Below are 16,903 nucleotides of genomic sequence, written 5' to 3' on the forward strand. Positions count from 1 at the left end.
GTGAGAGTAGGACGCTGCCGGGCAACATGAAAAAGCACATCTTTATGGATGTGCTTTTTTTTGTCGTTAAAATTCTAAATTGAAGACGACTGTTTAACTTCGAGAAACATGGGAGGGGCAGTGCTTGTAGTTGGAATTGGAGAAAGGGCATAAAATGCCGCAAGGTATAGTCTAAAAAATGTAAGTTTGCTCAACTAATCTCTTTACCAAACTGTGAGGGTTTCAAGAAGCAAGCAGATCAAGGAAGCGAATGAGGAAACACCGGAGCGTGCGTAGTTGGCACGTGAGGATGTTGACGACTTGAGCTGACGAAGAGATGCGCCGCTTATTGGAAGCCGAACGCGATAGCGAGAAGGTCATACCCGTCCCTCCCGAACACGGAAGTTAAGCTTCTCAGCGCCAATGGTAGTTAGGGGCTGTCCCCTTGTGAGAGTAGGACGTTGCCGGGCAACATGGAAAAGTACATCATTATAGATGTGCTTTTTTTGTATTTACAATTCTAATTTGAAGACGACTGTTTAACTTCGAGAAGCTTTGGAGGATGAAGAAGACTAAAGAAGAGAAAGATTATGCAAGATTCAGTAGAGTTAAATGCTTTAGATAAATACAGAAAGGACTCCAATTAGTAAAAGACGACATATAGGAGTCCTTTGTATATTTAATCAATTAGGAAGGGAGATAAGTTCCTTACGTCCAGCTCTGTAAATATTGCTGCACTAAATATGGTCCTTTCGTTGAAGTGATGTGCAAAAATGTTTTGATAAATGGATAATCATTATTTGGCATCATTTTAATGAGTTCACTCCACCACTCTGTTTCATAACGGGCAATCATACTTAAGTTGTATAACAGCAAGTAGTGGATCAATAGCTCAGGAAAGGAACTTAGAGTGTTTTTGGAAATAGGAAAATGATAAGTTTTTCGAACAAGATCAAAGCGAATTGGTTTATAATCTGGGATATGCTCATGACTATAATGAAAGCCTGAAATGTTTGGTTCTTCCGCCTTAATTAAAGGAGAAAATGATTTGGTTGAGAGAAATTCAATAAACCGAGTATCAGACATATGATAGTGTTTGATGATGGAAGGAGGGATGATAAAATGTTTCTCCTGCTTTGGAATTTGTACAAAGTGTGACCCACCTTCCATTTTACGAAAAAGGCCTTCCATTTCAGGCACTTGTTTTAGTAAATCTTCCATTATTGTTTTTTCTCCCTCCAAATGTTTCATGTGAAACATTTTCTCAGCCATAAATGGAAACAATCCACTTTTTTGCAGTTTTACTTCATCGTTAAAAAAACTGTACTGCTGTTTTTTTCGTTTTCTGGCAGAGACTCCATGAGCAAGCACTGAAGTCGTTTCTGGATAGTTGGGATCAACTGTTAAAATCGCAGCTTTAATCAAGTGAACTAATCCATAAAAGGACAGAATGGGCTTAATTAACAGTGGAGCAGCTTCAGATTGCTCGTAATAAATTTGGCCATGTTCTATGTAATAGATAAAGGGATAGCAGTTTTCGAAGCTCTTTTGCTCCGGTTGATCAAATCCTTGTTTTTGATAACACTTTCTTAGAAAAGCTTGAACATGGCTTGCAGAATAATATGAAACAAAGGACTCCCATCCTTCAAAAATATTGGACATAATAACACCTCTTAATAATCTGAAAAATCTAACATATACTAGGGTTCTTGACAGTATTTTGTCCAATTGATAACCTACTAATAATATTTTCGTCTAGGAGGGAAAAATATGTGGGAAAATAAGTTCGTTAAAGAAGGTTTAACGTTTGATGATGTTTTACTTGTACCAGCAAAATCTGAGGTATTGCCGAAGGATGTAAACTTAAGTGTTCAATTGACTGAAAAGATCAAGCTTAATATTCCAATTATTAGTGCAGGAATGGACACAGTAACTGAGGCTGAAATGGCCATTGCAATGGCTCGTCAAGGCGGACTTGGCATTATTCATAAGAATATGTCAATTGAGCAGCAGGCGGACTTGGTTGATAAAGTAAAGCGCTCCGAAAGCGGTGTTATTACAGACCCATTTTTCCTTACTCCTGAACAGCAAGTATTTGATGCTGAGCATTTAATGGGAAAATACAGAATTTCCGGCGTTCCGATTGTTAATAATCAAGATGAACGAAAGCTTGTGGGAATTTTAACAAATCGTGATCTTCGTTTCATTCAAGATTTTTCTATTAAAATATCTGATGTGATGACAAAAGAAAACCTTGTTACCGCACCAGTAGGTACGACATTAGATGAGGCAGAAAAAATTCTGCAAAAATACAAAATTGAAAAACTCCCACTTGTTGATGAAGAAGGAACACTGCAAGGATTAATCACAATCAAGGATATCGAAAAAGTGATTGAGTTCCCTCATTCAGCTAAAGATGAGAAGGGAAGATTGCTGGCAGGTGCAGCAGTAGGCGTAACGAAGGATACCATGAAGCGTATTGAAATGCTTGCAAAAGCACAGGTCGATGTCATTGTTGTGGATACAGCACATGGGCATTCAAAAGGTGTTATTGATACAGTTAAAGAAATTCGCAATGCTTATCCTGAACTGGCTATTATTGCAGGTAATGTTGCTACTGCAGATGCTACCCGAGAGTTAATTGAAGCGGGTGTAGATGTAGTTAAAGTAGGCATTGGTCCAGGATCCATCTGTACAACAAGAGTTGTAGCAGGTGTCGGTGTACCACAGATTACAGCTGTTTATGATTGCGCTACAGAGGCAAGAAAACATGGAAAAACGATTATTGCTGATGGCGGCATTAAATATTCTGGAGATATCGTTAAAGCACTCGCTGCAGGCGGACATGCTGTAATGCTTGGCAGCTTGCTTGCTGGAGTATCAGAAAGTCCTGGAGAAACAGAAATCTTCCAAGGCCGCCGCTTTAAAGTATATCGTGGAATGGGATCAGTAGGGGCAATGGAAAAAGGATCAAAGGATCGTTATTTCCAAGAGGATAATAAAAAGTTTGTGCCAGAAGGTATTGAAGGCCGACTTCCTTACAAAGGGCCATTATCAGATACAATTTATCAGCTGATTGGCGGACTTCGTTCTGGCATGGGTTACTGTGGAACAAAAGATCTAACAGAATTACGGGAAAATGCACAATTCATCCGCATGACAGGTGCTGGATTAAGAGAAAGCCACCCGCATGATGTGCAGATTACGAAAGAATCACCAAACTATTCTATTCAATAATTGTATGCCGGGCAGAGACATCACGTTCTCTGCCTTTTTTAATTTTAGTTATGACAGAGCCTTTACCAAATGTTCCTTATAAACTCATACAAAAGCAATAGAGTTTTTAATAGTTGCAGACAAGAATAGGTAAATACTCAAGCTACTTTTTGTAATAGAGTTATGATAAAATAACAAAAGCTGCAAAAAATAGTTGGAGGTCTTTAGGTTGAAAAGAACTTTTTATCGTCAGTTTGTTGTAGGATTACTAACACTTGTTATGGCATTTAGTCTTCTCCCTGGTATAGGGGCAGTAAAAGCAGAGGATGTACTTAGCATCAATGGAGATGCCGCTATATTAGTAGAGGCAGAAACGGGAAAGGTTCTTTACTCTAAAGATGCAGACAAAGTGCTTGGAATTGCAAGCATGACTAAAATTATGACAGAATACCTGCTGCTTGAAGCTATTGAAGAAGGCAAAGTTACATGGGATCAAGAATATGCGGTAAGTGAATATGTATGGAAAGTTTCACAAGATACAGCATTATCAAATGTACCGTTAAGAAGAGACGGTACTTATAATATTAAAGAACTATATGAGGCAATGTCTATTTACTCAGCAAATGGTGCTACTATAGCTATTGCTGAAACCATTGCTGGTTCAGAAACTAATTTTGTAAAAATGATGAATGAAAAGGCAGAGGAGCTTGGCTTAAAAGATTATAAATTCGTCAACTCTTCTGGTTTAAATAACAGAGACTTAAAAGGGACAATTCCTGCTGGCAATCCGGATGAGGAAAATGTTATGTCTGCAAGAGCTACTGCCAAGCTAGCTTCTGCTCTAATTAATGAGTACCCAGAAATACTTGAAACGACTAGTATTCCTGAGAAAGTCTTTAGAGAAGGCACAGATGATAGAATTGAAATGGAAAACTGGAACTGGATGCTTCCTGATCTCGTATATGGTTATGAAGGCGTAGATGGCCTTAAAACAGGTACAACGGATTTTGCCGGCTATTGCTTTACAGGTACCGCTTTGCGTGATGGTACCCGCTATATTACTGTTGTCATGAATGCGAAGGATGATGATGGTTCAGCATCGTATAAATCCAGATTTGATGAAACGAAGAAAATGCTTGATTATGGCTTTGCTAATTTTAGTGAGGAAGAAATTCTCCCTGCAGGTTATACGGTAAAAGGAACTGAATCATTGCCAGTTGTAAAGGGTAAAGAGGATCAAGTGAACATTGAAACAGCTGAAGCGATATCTTTAATCGTAAAGAACGGGGAAGCAGAAAATTATAAACCCGTACTTGTGATTGATGAAGATAAATTAAATGAAGATGGTCAGCTGACTGCTCCAGTAAAAAAAGGTGATAAGATTGGTGAATTAACCCTTGAAGGAGCAGATGGGGATATGGACTTCCTATCTGAAGCAGGACAGAGCACCATTACAGTTGATGTTATAGCTGCAGAGGACGTAGAGAAGGCAAATTGGTTTGTGCTCTCCATGAGAGGTGTGGGAGGCTTCTTTAGCGACATCTGGGGTAGTGTATCTTCCACAGTAAAGGGCTGGTTTTAATTTCAGCTGAATAATTGTGTAAGTATAAGGAATCCTGTCACTGACAGGGTTCTTTTTTATGAAAATGTTTTGGTTAAGAGGATATCTTTTTCTAAACTGATTTTTCCAATCAGATAAATTGTATTTTCCTTTTAGAAGATTCAATTTATAATGAAAGAGATCCATCAATTAAAATGATGGCAAGGATAAGGGGGATTAACATGAAAACAGGTACAGATCGAGTTAAGCGCGGAATGGCAGAAATGCAAAAAGGCGGCGTTATTATGGACGTTGTGAATGCAGAACAGGCGAAAATTGCAGAAGAGGCTGGTGCTGTTGCTGTAATGGCGTTAGAACGAGTACCATCTGATATCCGTGCTGCTGGCGGTGTCGCTAGAATGGCAGATCCTCGTATAATGGAAGAAGTTATGAACGCTGTTTCAATACCGGTTATGGCTAAAGCAAGAATTGGTCATATTGTCGAAGCGCGTGTGCTTGAGGCAATGGGTGTGGATTACATAGATGAAAGTGAAGTTTTAACTCCAGCAGATGAAGAATATCATTTAAATAAAAGAGATTATACAGTTCCATTTGTCTGCGGATGCCGGGATCTTGGAGAGGCACTTCGCAGAATTGGTGAAGGAGCTTCAATGCTTCGTACAAAAGGTGAACCTGGAACAGGAAATATCGTTGAAGCAGTCCGCCATATGAGAAAGGTTAATGCACAAGTGCGCAAAGTATCAAACATGAGCGAAGATGAACTCATGACAGAAGCAAAGCTTTTAGGTGCTCCTTATGAATTGCTTCTTGAAATCCGCAGCTTAGGCCGTCTGCCAGTTGTAAACTTTGCAGCAGGAGGAGTTGCAACGCCAGCAGATGCAGCACTTATGATGGAGTTAGGTGCTGATGGTGTATTTGTTGGTTCTGGTATTTTTAAATCAGAGAATCCAGCTAAGTTTGCTCGTGCGATTGTAGAAGCAACAACACATTATCAGGATTATAAGCTGATTGCTGAATTATCTAAAGAACTTGGCACGCCGATGAAAGGAATTGAAATTTCTTCCCTGGCTCCAGAAGCAAGAATGCAGGAGCGCGGCTGGTAAGGAGCAGATACAATGATAAAAATCGGGGTTTTAGGACTGCAGGGTGCAGTAAGAGAGCATGTCCGTTCAATTGAAAACTGTGGAGCAGAAGCAATTGTTATTAAAAAGATAGAGCAGCTGGAAGAGGCTGATGGTCTAATCATTCCTGGCGGAGAAAGTACAACGATGCGCCGGCTGATTGATAAGTACGACTTCATGCCAAAACTTAAAGAGTTTGCGGATTCAGGTAAACCCATGTTTGGCACATGTGCAGGTTTAATATTATTGGCAAAGCAAATTGTTGGTTATGAAGAGCCGCATATCGGAGCTTTAAATGTGAAGGTGGAGAGAAATTCTTTTGGCAGGCAAAAAGAGAGTTTTGAAGCAGACTTAGATATTGCCGATGTAGCTGAAGATTTTACAGCTGTCTTTATTCGAGCTCCGCATATTGTCCAGGCTGGTGAAAATGTTGAGGTATTAGCTAAACATGAAGGACGAATTGTGGCCGCAAGAGAAGGGCAGTTTCTCGGCTGTTCATTTCATCCTGAATTAACTGATGATCATCGATTAACTCAGTATTTTATTAATATGGTAAAAGAAGCGAAAAAGCCATTAGCAAAAAAATGACTTTCAATTCTAAGCATAATAGAGTTGCAAATGAGGCATAATTGTAGTAAATTATGAATTACTAAAACGTATAGTGAAAGCATTGAGAGGAAGCAGTAGCAGGTATGTCATTCTTTAGAGAGCCGATGGTTGGTGGAAATCGGCGAATGTGGCTTGTGAATCCATCCTTGAGCGGAGCTTGGAAAGCATTTGTGAGTAATAGCTCCCGGTTAATACCGTTACAGAATTAAGGTGGAAAGCTCATGCTTTCAACTAGGGTGGCAACGCGGGTAACTCTCGTCCCTTTTTTGGGGACGGGAGTTTTTTGTGTTCTATAAAACATTAGGAGGCAGAAAACATGCTGGATATTAAAGTATTAAGAGCAGATTTTGAAGGTGTTAAAGAAAAGCTGCAGCATCGCGGAGAGGATTTAACAGATTTAAATAAGTTTGAAGATCTGGATGTAAGAAGACGTGAAATTATTGTTGAGGCAGAGCAGCTGAAGAGCAGAAGAAATGAAGTTTCTCAGCAGGTCGCTCTTTTAAAGCGTGAAAAAAAGGATGCGGACCAATTAATTGCTGAAATGCGTGAGGTAGGAGACCGTATTAAAACTCTTGATGAAGAGCAGCGTGCTGTTGAAGAAGAACTAAATCTATTGCTCTTAAGCATCCCAAACATCCCGCACGAAAGTGTTCCTGTCGGTGAAACAGAAGATGATAACGTAGAGGCTTGGAACTGGGGAGAAGTAAAGGAATTTGACTTTGAACCAAAGCCGCACTGGGATGTAGCAGATGCTCTTGGTATTTTAGATTTTGAAAGAGCCAGTAAAGTAACAGGCAGCCGTTTTGTTTTTTATAAAGGGCTGGGAGCTCGTCTTGAGCGCGCATTGTTTAACTTTATGCTTGATCTTCATACAGAGGAAAATGGATATCAGGAAGTCTTGCCGCCATACATGGTAAACCGTGCAAGCATGACAGGAACAGGTCAGCTTCCGAAATTCGAGGAGGATGCTTTCTTAATTGAAAGTGAAGACTATTTCCTTATCCCAACAGCTGAGGTACCCGTTACAAATATGCACCGTGACGAGATTATGGATGGAGAACAGCTACCTGTTCAATATGCTGCTTTCAGTGCTTGTTTCCGTTCTGAGGCAGGTTCAGCAGGACGTGACACAAGAGGTCTCATCCGTCAGCACCAATTTAATAAAGTAGAACTTGTGAAATTTGTTAAACCAGAAGATTCATATGCTGCGTTAGAAAGCTTAACAAAGGATGCTGAGAAGGTTCTGCAGCTGCTTGGTCTGCCATACCGTGTAATGAGCATGTGTACAGGAGATTTAGGTTTTACAGCAGCGAAGAAGTATGATATCGAGGTTTGGATACCAAGCTATAACACATACCGTGAGATTTCTTCTTGCAGTAATTTTGAGGCCTTCCAGGCACGCAGAGCAAACATCCGCTTCCGCCGTGATCCAAAGGGCAAACCAGAGCATGTTCATACATTAAACGGTTCTGGTCTTGCGCTCGGCCGTACGGTTGCCGCTATTTTAGAAAATTATCAGCAGGCTGATGGCAGTGTGGTCATTCCAGAAGTATTACGTCCATATATGGGGAACAGAAACGTTATTTCTCCAGTATAAATAAAGCCATTTTGAGCGGGTGTTTTGCCCGCTCAAAAAAATATTAAAATAATGTTGACTTTCATTTTTGTACATGTTATATTAATTCTTGTCGATACGGAGGAATACCCAAGTCCGGCTGAAGGGATCGGTCTTGAAAACCGACAGGCGGGTTAAACCGCGCGGGGGTTCGAATCCCTCTTCCTCCGCCATTATATTTGACATTACACGCGCATAAATATATGGAGATTATCTAACCGCTGCTGTTTCAGTAGCGGTTTTCCTTTTGTCCAGAATCTCTTTCCTTTTAAATGAAAAAAATAAACCGCTGATAATCAGCGGTTTATTTTTTTAATAATTGCGTTTGTTTCATAAAGTGAGAGATGCGTTCGATAATCGGTTCAATGGATCCTTCCTGCGCAATAATATCATATTCATTAATATTCAAGCGAAGGACCGGACAAGCATTAAAGCCATCAATCCATGATTCGTAACGCTGATGCATTTCCTGCCAGTATTCAACAGGGGTCTGCTGCTCCATTGGACGGCCGCGTTCATGAATACGTTCTAAAATGTCTTCAATAGAACCTTCTAAATAAATCAGCAAGTCTGGATGAGGGAAGTAAGGAGTCATGACCATAGCATCAAAGAGACTTGTGTACGTTTCATAGTCAACAGGAGACATCGTCCCTTTTTCAAAGTGCATTTTTGCAAAAATGCCAGTATCCTCATAAATAGAACGATCTTGAATAAAGCCTCCGCCATACTCAAAAATTCTTTTTTGTTCCTTAAAGCGTTCAGCAAGAAAGTAAATTTGCAAGTGGAAGCTCCAGCGTTCAAAATCAGCATAAAACTTGTCCAAATAAGGATTCGTATCAACCTTTTCAAAGGAAGTGCGGAAATTAAGTGCATTTGCTAATGCGTTAGTCATCGTGGATTTTCCGACACCCACTGTGCCGGCAATCGTAATAACCGAATTTGCAGGTATATTGTACTTTTCTCTTAAGTTCATATCCATTAGGCCCCTTTTAATTCTTATGGTCAATGCATTTTTTCTTTTCTAATGCATTCGATAGCTCATTATAAATATGGAGTAAGTCTTCTTTATTTTTTACAAAGTCAAGATTATCACCGTTAAAGCGAAGGACAGGAATATCTGGATGCTTAGCTTCAAAATCATTCATAGCATTTTGATAATCAATCGATAATTGCTCTAAATATAATGGGCTAATATTTTTCTCAATTTCTCTGCCGCGCATTTTAATTCGATCTAAGAGCGTTTCAAGGCTCGCATCCAAATAGATGATGACATTTGGTTTGGGCATATCTGCTGTTAAAATATCATAGATCTTTAAGTATTTATTATATTCGCTTTCATTCAGAGATCTTTGCGCAAAAATAAGGTTTTTGAATATATGATAATCTGCCACAACAGGCTTGTTTTTATTTAAATAATGATGATGAATGTCGCTAAGCTGCTTATAACGGTTGCAAAGAAAAAACATTTCCGTCTGAAAGCTCCATTCTTCAATATTATCGTAGAATTTCCCTAAAAAAGGGTTTTCGTCAACAATCTCTTTTAAGAGTGTGAATTGATAGTGTTCAGAGATTGCTTTCGCAAGTGATGTCTTGCCCACACCAATTGGTCCTTCTACAGTTAAAAAAGGTATTTCCCCCATGATATCCTCCTACTCACCGCCACATACGATTATGGGATTATTTAATAATCAATTTTAAGCACGTCTAACTATTTTACCACATTTTAATATGCTGTGATATGGGGGAAAATATAGGAGAAAAGAAAAACAGCTTCCTCTGAAGGAAAGCTGTTCAACTTGCGAATATCTGCCTTTAAGCTCTTTTTGTCACGTTAAAATTATCAGAGATGAGGAGCCAGTTTTGCGGAAAGGCTAAACCGAGCTTCCAGTAGCTCACTCCCCTTAAGTTAAGCTCCTTTACCAGGTCGAATTTAGCCTGAATGGAACGGCCGTCCTCGAACCATACTTCATGATCTCTTCCTTCATTATCCCTGTAGCGGAAGAAAGGTGCTTGTGCACGTGTATCATACTGAATCGCTACATTATTATCAGCTGCAATTTGGATCGCCTGCTGCGGACTGACTGCTCTTGCGACTGATCCTTGCACAAAGGGCAAAGTCCAATCGTATCCATATAAGTTTTGCCCCATTAAAATTTTGGTTGAAGGCATTTCACTAATCGCATATTCTAATACGTCTCGAACCGGGCCAATTGGAGATACTGCCATGGCAGGCCCGCCGCTATATCCCCATTCGTACGTCATAATGACCACAAAGTCTGCAATCTCACCATGTGCCCGGTAATCATGAGCCTCATACCAGGCACCCTGCTGTTCAGCACTTGTTTTTGGAGCGAGAGCTGTGGAGAGCAGCCAGCCTTCCGCTTGGAATCGCTGTTTTGCGCGACGGAGAAATTGGTTATATGCTTCGCGATCTGCTGGACGCAAGTATTCAAAGTCAAAATGAATATCGCGAAAGCCATATTTTCGTGCTGTTGCCACAATATTATTTAAGAATCGATTTTGCACTTCCATATCATTTAAGAGAATACGGCCAAGCTCGTCGCTGAACTGGTCATTTTCTTGATTGGAGATGACCATCATTAATACATTGTTATTCGCTGCGGCAATGGCAGGAAAGTCATTTAAGAGCGGCTCACGCAGAGAACCATCCCGAAGAGCCTGAAAATTAAATGGAGCCAGATAGGTTAAATAAGGAGCGGCTTCACGGGCCGCTTCTTCAAGGGCGGGCGCAACTGTTGTTCCCCGGGGCTCTACATAGGCATTAAATTCTGCAGCCGCTTTGGGCTGCTGTGGAATATAAAGACGGAAGCCAACTTGCAGCGGCTGGTTAACAGACAGGCCATTAATCCTAGCCAATTCTTGATAAGTTAAACCAAAACGCTGGGAAATGGAATAAAGACTATCACCGGGCTGAACCCAGTAAAAGCTGCCGACAATCGGAATAACAAGTGTTTGGCCGACGACCAGATTATTAGGGTTGGGTAGTTCATTTGCTTCTACTAGGTCTGCAGTGGTTGTGCCAAATGCCTGTGCAATACTTGTTAATGACTGACCAGGACGAACAACATGAATTTGCATAGCAATTCCCTCCTTATTACACACACTGCTACCATTTTATGAGGGGAACTTGCCAGTAATGTTATAATTATCTTCAGAAATAGGATCAATATTTGCTTTTAGCACCTGATTCATCATAAGAAGAGCATATTGATTATCTTCATCACAATTGGATGCAATACAATTTTTGGGCACAACCAATTGATATTCGCGCATATAAGCATCATTAGCAGTAAAAAGGACGCAAATATTCCCAGCGATTCCTGCTAAATATAACGTATCAATGTTAAGCTGATTCAGCAGAGTATTTAATGCTGTTCCAAAAAATCCAGAATGCTTTGGTTTAATTAAAAAATACTCGTCATCACGAGGTTGGATTTTTTGAATGACTTTATCACTAATAGCATTACTGCAATAATCAATAATTTTATAAAGGTTTGCCTGCCATAAATTATAGTGATCATTCACATAAATGACCGGGTGTTGATGATGGTGAAAATAAGCCCTTAAGGCATTAATGGGTACTGTAAGGTGATCTGCTTTTTCTGCTAATAAAGCACCTTCTTTAAATTGAAAGTCATTAATCATATCTATAATAATGAGAGCAGGAGTTATAGGTTTGGTCAAAATTTAATCACCGCCTTTAGCGTTTAGTGTTGTTTAAAATTCTGTTTTTAATCATACCGTGCTTTTAAGAGGGTGGTGCAGGAGTGAATGCAAGTGGAATACCATGAAGATGAGTATTATATGAAGGAAGCGATAAAGGAAGCCAAAAAGGCAGAGTTGCTAGACGAAGTTCCGATTGGAGCAGTGATTGTTTATAATGGTGAAATCATAGCAAGGGCTCATAATCTGCGGGAAACCGATCAAAACGCACTTGCACATGCGGAACTTCTTGCTATTGATGCAGCCTGTCAGCGGCTTGGGACATGGAGACTGGAGGATGCAGTTCTGTATGTTACATTAGAGCCGTGCCCGATGTGTTCTGGTGCAATTGTCTTATCTAGAGTGAAGCGGACGGTATATGGAGCAAAAGATCCGAAGGGCGGCTGTGCCGGGACACTGATGAATCTGCTGCAGGAAAGCCGATTTAATCATCAAAGCGAGGTTGCTTCTGGGGTTCTTGAGGAAGAATGCGGTGAATTGCTCTCAAGCTTCTTCAGAGCGCTGAGAAGTCGTAAGAAGGAAGCCAAAAAGCTGAGCAGACAAGGATTAAATAGTGTTACAGAAATTGACAATGGATAAGCATTGCTTTTTATATTGAATATTAGTATACTAATTATGCGTCGATAAGACGCCTAATATTGGTATCAACTTTGCCGTGCTAGGCGGGGAGGTAGCGGTGCCCTGTACTCGCAATCCGCTCTAGCGAGGCTGAATCCCTTCCTGAGGCTGGTATCCTGTAGGGTCTGCCTTAAGTAAGTGGTGTTGACGCCCGGGTCCTGCGCAATGGGAATCCATGAACCATGTCAGGTCCGGAAGGAAGCAGCATTAAGTGGACGCTCCCATGTGCCGCAGGGTTGCCTGGGCTGAGCTAACTGCTTAAGTAACGCTTATGGGCATCAGTCGACGGAAGGTGCACGGCAGTTATATGAATAAGTACAAACTCACTCTATATTTAGGGTGAGTTTTTTACATTTGGTTTTGGAAAAACACTTTTTTATAAGTTATAATAGACAAGACAATACATTAGGAAGGGGGCGTGTCAATGAGCTATCAGGCTTTATATCGTGTTTGGCGTCCGCAGCAATTTATTGATGTAGTCGGACAGGAACATGTGACAAAGACATTGCAGAACGCCCTGCTTCACAATAAAATTTCACATGCATACCTATTCTCTGGGCCGCGCGGAACAGGAAAAACAAGTGCGGCGAAAATTTTAGCCAAAGCCGTTAACTGTGAACGTGCACCTATTAATGAACCTTGCAATGAATGTTCGGCATGCAGGGGCATTACAGATGGATCTATTCCGGATGTGATTGAAATTGATGCCGCATCCAATAACGGCGTCGAAGAGATTCGGGATATTCGTGATAAAGTGAAGTATGCACCAAGCTCAGTAAAGTATAAGGTCTATATTGTCGATGAAGTTCATATGCTTTCCATTGGAGCTTTTAATGCTTTATTAAAAACATTGGAAGAACCGCCGAAGCATGTTATTTTTATACTGGCAACAACAGAGCCTCATAAAATTCCTCTTACCATCATTTCCAGATGTCAAAGATTTGATTTTAAGCGAATTACTGCACAGTCTATTGTGGGCAGAATGAAGCTGATTGTAGATGAAACTGGCATACAATATGATGAAAAGGCATTGCAAATTGTCGCCAGAGCAGCAGAGGGCGGTATGCGTGATGCTCTAAGCTTGCTCGATCAGGCTATATCATTCAGTGACGGGAAGGTTTCTGAAGAGGACGCACTAATGGTAACTGGCGCAGTTTCACAGAATTTTCTTAACAGGCTAGCATCGGCTGTTCAGCAAAAGGATGCTGCTGCCGGCTTAGAGGCATTGGAGGAGCTGCTGTTTCAAGGGAAAGATCCATCGCGTTTTATTGAAGACTTCATCTTATATTATCGGGATATGCTCTTATATAAAGCGGCACCAACTCTTGAAGAGTCGATGGAGAGAGTTATGCTGGATGATGACTTCAGATCTCTTTCTGATGAGATCAATGCGGCAGAAATCTATGAACTTATAGAAGTGCTGAGCAAATCACAGCAGGAAATGAGATGGACAAACCATCCGAGGATTTTCCTTGAGGTAGCCATTATGAAGCTCTGCCAGTTGGAGCGCAGTGGGTCGTCTGCTTCTAGTGCGGATATGAAGCCTCTTTTAGATAAAATCAACCAGCTAGAGCAGGAAGTGCTTGAGTTAAGGAAAAATGGTGTTTCGGCAAAAGAACCTGCTGAGCAGCCTGTGGCAAAGAAGCAGACGAGGAATTCACGTAAGGGCTACCAGGCACCAAGCGGGAAAGTAAATGAAATCTTAAAGAATGCAACAAAGCAGGATCTTATTAGTATTAAAAGCCGCTGGGGAGAAATGCTGGACAAACTCGTTCATAATCAAATGAGATCACAGGCAGCGCTTCTTAATGAAGCTGAGCCTGTAGCAGCCTCAGATCAGGCTTTTATTATAAAATTTAAATATGAAATACACTGTCAAATGGCTATGGATAACAGCCGATTCCTTGAAACACTGACAAATTCTCTTTACGAACTGATCGGAAAGAGAATGCAGATGATTGGTGTCCCGGATGAACAGTGGATGGATATCAGAGAAAGTTTTATTCAAAACCAGCGTGATGATTCAGATGGCGATGATGGTTTTGAAGCTAGGGAAGAGGAGCCATTTATTGCTGAGGCAAAGAAACTATTTGGTGATGAACTGCTTGAAATTAAAGACTAAAATAATGGAGGTTTTATAACTATGCGTGGTATGGGTAATATGCAAAATATGATGAAGCAAATGCAAAAGATGCAAAAGAAAATGGCTGAGGCTCAAGAAGAGCTGGGAGAAAAAAGAATTGAAGGTACTGCTGGCGGCGGCATGGTAACTGTCATTGTTTCAGGTCACAAAGAAGTGCTTGAAGTGAATATTAAGGAAGAGGTTGTTGATCCAGAAGATATCGAAATGCTTCAGGATTTAGTATTGGCAGCAACAAATGATGCTTTAAAGAAAGCGGATGAGCTGACAAATTCAACAATGGGCCAATTCACAAAAGGAATGAACTTGCCAGGAATGTTCTAATGATATAACAGGCGCCGCAGCCAGAGGTTTATTAAGCAACTTACCTCGATTCGTGCGGCGCTGTTTTATTACATTTGAAAAATCAGTGCAGTTTCTTATTATAATGATAAAAAAAGATAAGAATAGTGTCTAGCTCCAGTGACTAGCCTCTCTTGGGTCTAAGCGAGTCCAGAAAAAGGTCAAAGTGCGCCTGCTGTCTGGTTCGTCTTATACTTGTCGGGTAGAGGCAGGCGCTTGTGCTTTTCTATATAGGAGGATATTATGCATTATCCTGAACCAATATCAAAGCTCATAGATAGTTTTATGAAATTACCGGGAATTGGGCCAAAAACAGCAGCTCGTCTTGCCTTTTACGTATTGAATATGAAGGAGGATGTCGTACTAGATTTTGCTAAAGCGCTTGTTAATGCAAAACGAAACTTGAGCTATTGTTCTGTTTGCGGCCATATTACGGATCAGGATCCGTGTTATATTTGTGAGGATCAGCGTCGGGATCGAACATTGATTTGTGTTGTTCAAGATCCTAAAGATGTGATTGCTATGGAAAAGATGAAAGAATTTAATGGTCTCTACCATGTACTCCATGGAGCGATTTCTCCAATGGATGGAATTGGGCCAGAGGATATAAATATTCCTGATTTACTAAAAAGGCTTCAGGATGACACTGTCCAAGAGGTTATACTGGCTACAAACCCAAATATTGAAGGAGAAGCAACGGCCATGTATATCTCCAGACTTTTAAAACCATCGGGCATTAAGGCAACACGAATTGCTCACGGCTTGCCAGTCGGCGGCGATTTGGAATATGCCGACGAAGTAACGCTTTCAAAAGCGCTTGAAGGAAGAAGAGAAGTTTAAATCTGGAGGAATGAACATGTTTTTTCGTAAAAAGGGCTGGCTTCGGAAGGAATATGATGAAAAGCTGCTGCTGCAAATAGAAGAATTAAAGGCCAATTGGAAAAATCAAAGTACCCTTGTTGAGAAAAGCTTTGATATCACCGAAGAAGCAATTAGTGATGCTAAGCTGGCAGAAGCTAAATATTTTTTTCTATTTAAAGAAGCAAAAAAAAGAAACGTAACAGTGAGATATTAAATCTGTAATTGAACACTGCTCTTAGGTCTATTTGTATAAATTAAACATAAATTTAATAGTACAAGTTGTCTGAGAGGAGAGATTAGAATTATGGATCCGATTATTGTTATCTCGGTCCTGGGAGGACTGATTTTATTAGTTCTCTTAATGGGAGCTCCTATGAAGCCAGTCCGGTTTATTGGACAAAGCTTTGTTAAGCTATTAATAGGAGCACTCTTTTTATTTTTTTTAAATGCTTTTGGAAATCAGTTTGGCATCCATGTACCAATTAACCTGGTTACCTCTGCAATATCTGGATTTTTAGGTATTCCAGGTTTATTTTCTTTAGTAGCGATCCAAACGTGGGTGCTTTAATATTGAAGAGCTGAAGAGTTTTTGTCCTCTTCGGCTTTTTTTATGCAAAGATAGAATTATATTTCATCTTTTAGCGGCAAAGGTTGATTCTAACCTTCCGGTATATATACAGGAGCTATCTCAAACTTCAACATGTAAAATAATAAGTATTTAACTTTAGTATTTTTGATTTTGAAAAAAAGATAAAAATAGTGTTGACTTTGCCTATACACGCTGATATTATATTAAGAGTCGTCACAACGACACATACTCGGTTTTGAAAAAACATTAAAAAAAGATGTTGACAAAACGGGTTAATAAATGATATATTAATAAAGTCGCCTCTGAGCGGCGGAGTTAATAAAATTGCTCTTTGAAAACTGAACGAACAATAAAACGTCAACGTTTAAAAAAAGATTCTTCGGAATTAACAATGTACATTATGTACACAAGAGCTAATCAACTCTTTCTTGGAGAGTTTGATCCTGGCTCAGGACGAACGCTGGCGGCGTGCCTAATACATGCAAGTCGAGCGGACGGATGGGAGCTT

At 40.2% G+C, this 16,903-nt stretch carries 16 protein-coding genes, 1 tRNA gene, 2 rRNA genes, 1 other RNA gene and 1 other annotated feature; of the genes, 15 read left to right on the plus strand and 5 right to left on the minus strand.

Annotation, left to right across the window (positions count from 1 at the left end; genetic code table 11):
• Positions 1-334: 334 nt before the first annotated feature.
• Positions 335-449: ribosomal RNA gene (gene rrf / locus F7732_RS22355) — 5S ribosomal RNA — on the plus strand.
• Between the two features lie 238 nt (positions 450-687).
• On the opposite strand, the gene F7732_RS22360 is transcribed toward rrf, so the two are convergent.
• Positions 688-1,641: a YaaC family protein gene (locus F7732_RS22360; RefSeq protein WP_151576209.1), complete on the minus strand. Its 954-nt coding sequence runs from the start codon at positions 1,639-1,641 to the stop codon at positions 688-690.
• Positions 1,642-1,749: 108 nt separating this feature from the next.
• On the opposite strand from F7732_RS22360, the gene guaB reads away from it, so the two are divergent.
• From guaB to F7732_RS22390, 6 genes are all read left to right on the plus strand, one after another.
• A complete protein-coding gene (guaB, locus tag F7732_RS22365) occupies positions 1,750-3,216 on the plus strand; it encodes an IMP dehydrogenase (protein WP_151576210.1) in 1,467 nt (488 codons plus the stop codon).
• Between the two features lie 259 nt (positions 3,217-3,475).
• On the plus strand, positions 3,476-4,777 hold the full coding sequence (locus F7732_RS22370) for a D-alanyl-D-alanine carboxypeptidase family protein (RefSeq protein WP_180320266.1): 1,302 nt from the start codon (positions 3,476-3,478) through the stop codon (positions 4,775-4,777).
• 200 nt (positions 4,778-4,977) lie between these two features.
• Positions 4,978-5,859, plus strand: a complete 882-nt coding sequence (gene pdxS / locus F7732_RS22375; RefSeq protein WP_066441836.1) for a pyridoxal 5'-phosphate synthase lyase subunit PdxS — start codon at positions 4,978-4,980, stop codon at positions 5,857-5,859.
• 12 nt (positions 5,860-5,871) lie between these two features.
• On the plus strand, positions 5,872-6,465 hold the full coding sequence (gene pdxT, locus F7732_RS22380; protein ID WP_151576211.1) for a pyridoxal 5'-phosphate synthase glutaminase subunit PdxT: 594 nt from the start codon (positions 5,872-5,874) through the stop codon (positions 6,463-6,465).
• A gap of 73 nt (positions 6,466-6,538) precedes the next feature.
• Positions 6,539-6,752, plus strand: a binding site (T-box leader).
• 50 nt (positions 6,753-6,802) lie between these two features.
• Complete coding sequence (serS, locus tag F7732_RS22385; RefSeq protein WP_151576212.1) at positions 6,803-8,083, plus strand: serine--tRNA ligase; 1,281 nt, start codon at positions 6,803-6,805, stop codon at positions 8,081-8,083.
• Between the two features lie 98 nt (positions 8,084-8,181).
• Positions 8,182-8,274 (plus strand) — tRNA-Ser (locus tag F7732_RS22390).
• 131 nt (positions 8,275-8,405) lie between these two features.
• Here the strand turns inward: F7732_RS22390 and F7732_RS22395 are convergent.
• The 4 genes from F7732_RS22395 to F7732_RS22410 all read right to left on the minus strand — a co-directional run bounded on the left by F7732_RS22395 (position 8,406) and on the right by F7732_RS22410 (position 11,767).
• Positions 8,406-9,074, minus strand: a complete 669-nt coding sequence (locus F7732_RS22395) for a deoxynucleoside kinase (protein WP_080843598.1) — start codon at positions 9,072-9,074, stop codon at positions 8,406-8,408.
• 16 nt (positions 9,075-9,090) lie between these two features.
• Positions 9,091-9,741, minus strand: coding sequence for a deoxynucleoside kinase (locus tag F7732_RS22400; RefSeq protein ID WP_066441831.1), 651 nt, complete (start codon positions 9,739-9,741; stop codon positions 9,091-9,093).
• A 172-nt stretch (positions 9,742-9,913) separates the two neighbouring features.
• The gene (locus F7732_RS22405; RefSeq protein ID WP_151576213.1) at positions 9,914-11,200 is read right to left on the minus strand and encodes a glycoside hydrolase family 18 protein; all 1,287 of its coding nucleotides are present in this window, start codon (positions 11,198-11,200) and stop codon (positions 9,914-9,916) included.
• Between the two features lie 36 nt (positions 11,201-11,236).
• Positions 11,237-11,767, minus strand: coding sequence for a cysteine hydrolase family protein (locus F7732_RS22410; protein ID WP_151576218.1), 531 nt, complete (start codon positions 11,765-11,767; stop codon positions 11,237-11,239).
• A gap of 126 nt (positions 11,768-11,893) precedes the next feature.
• Between F7732_RS22410 and tadA the strand changes: the two genes are divergently transcribed.
• From tadA to F7732_RS22450, 8 genes are all read left to right on the plus strand, one after another.
• A complete protein-coding gene (gene tadA / locus F7732_RS22415) occupies positions 11,894-12,424 on the plus strand; it encodes a tRNA adenosine(34) deaminase TadA (RefSeq protein ID WP_151576214.1) in 531 nt (176 codons plus the stop codon).
• 74 nt (positions 12,425-12,498) lie between these two features.
• An RNA gene (ffs, locus tag F7732_RS22420) (signal recognition particle sRNA large type) lies at positions 12,499-12,763 on the plus strand.
• A gap of 124 nt (positions 12,764-12,887) precedes the next feature.
• Positions 12,888-14,585 (plus strand): DNA polymerase III subunit gamma/tau, encoded by a 1,698-nt coding sequence (gene dnaX, locus F7732_RS22425; protein ID WP_151576215.1) that lies wholly within the window; start codon positions 12,888-12,890, stop codon positions 14,583-14,585.
• 21 nt (positions 14,586-14,606) lie between these two features.
• Positions 14,607-14,927 (plus strand): YbaB/EbfC family nucleoid-associated protein, encoded by a 321-nt coding sequence (locus F7732_RS22430; RefSeq protein WP_066441824.1) that lies wholly within the window; start codon positions 14,607-14,609, stop codon positions 14,925-14,927.
• 261 nt (positions 14,928-15,188) lie between these two features.
• A complete protein-coding gene (recR, locus tag F7732_RS22435) occupies positions 15,189-15,785 on the plus strand; it encodes a recombination mediator RecR (RefSeq protein WP_066441822.1) in 597 nt (198 codons plus the stop codon).
• Positions 15,786-15,801: 16 nt separating this feature from the next.
• A complete protein-coding gene (locus F7732_RS22440; RefSeq protein ID WP_151576216.1) occupies positions 15,802-16,020 on the plus strand; it encodes a YaaL family protein in 219 nt (72 codons plus the stop codon).
• Positions 16,021-16,110: 90 nt separating this feature from the next.
• Positions 16,111-16,374, plus strand: coding sequence for a pro-sigmaK processing inhibitor BofA family protein (locus F7732_RS22445; RefSeq protein ID WP_151576217.1), 264 nt, complete (start codon positions 16,111-16,113; stop codon positions 16,372-16,374).
• A gap of 446 nt (positions 16,375-16,820) precedes the next feature.
• Positions 16,821-16,903 (plus strand): 16S ribosomal RNA (locus tag F7732_RS22450); the annotation flags it as partial.

Origin of the sequence: Bacillus mesophilum (assembly GCF_008923265.1) — a bacterium.
GTDB lineage: Bacteria > Bacillota > Bacilli > Bacillales > Cytobacillaceae > Cytobacillus > Cytobacillus mesophilum.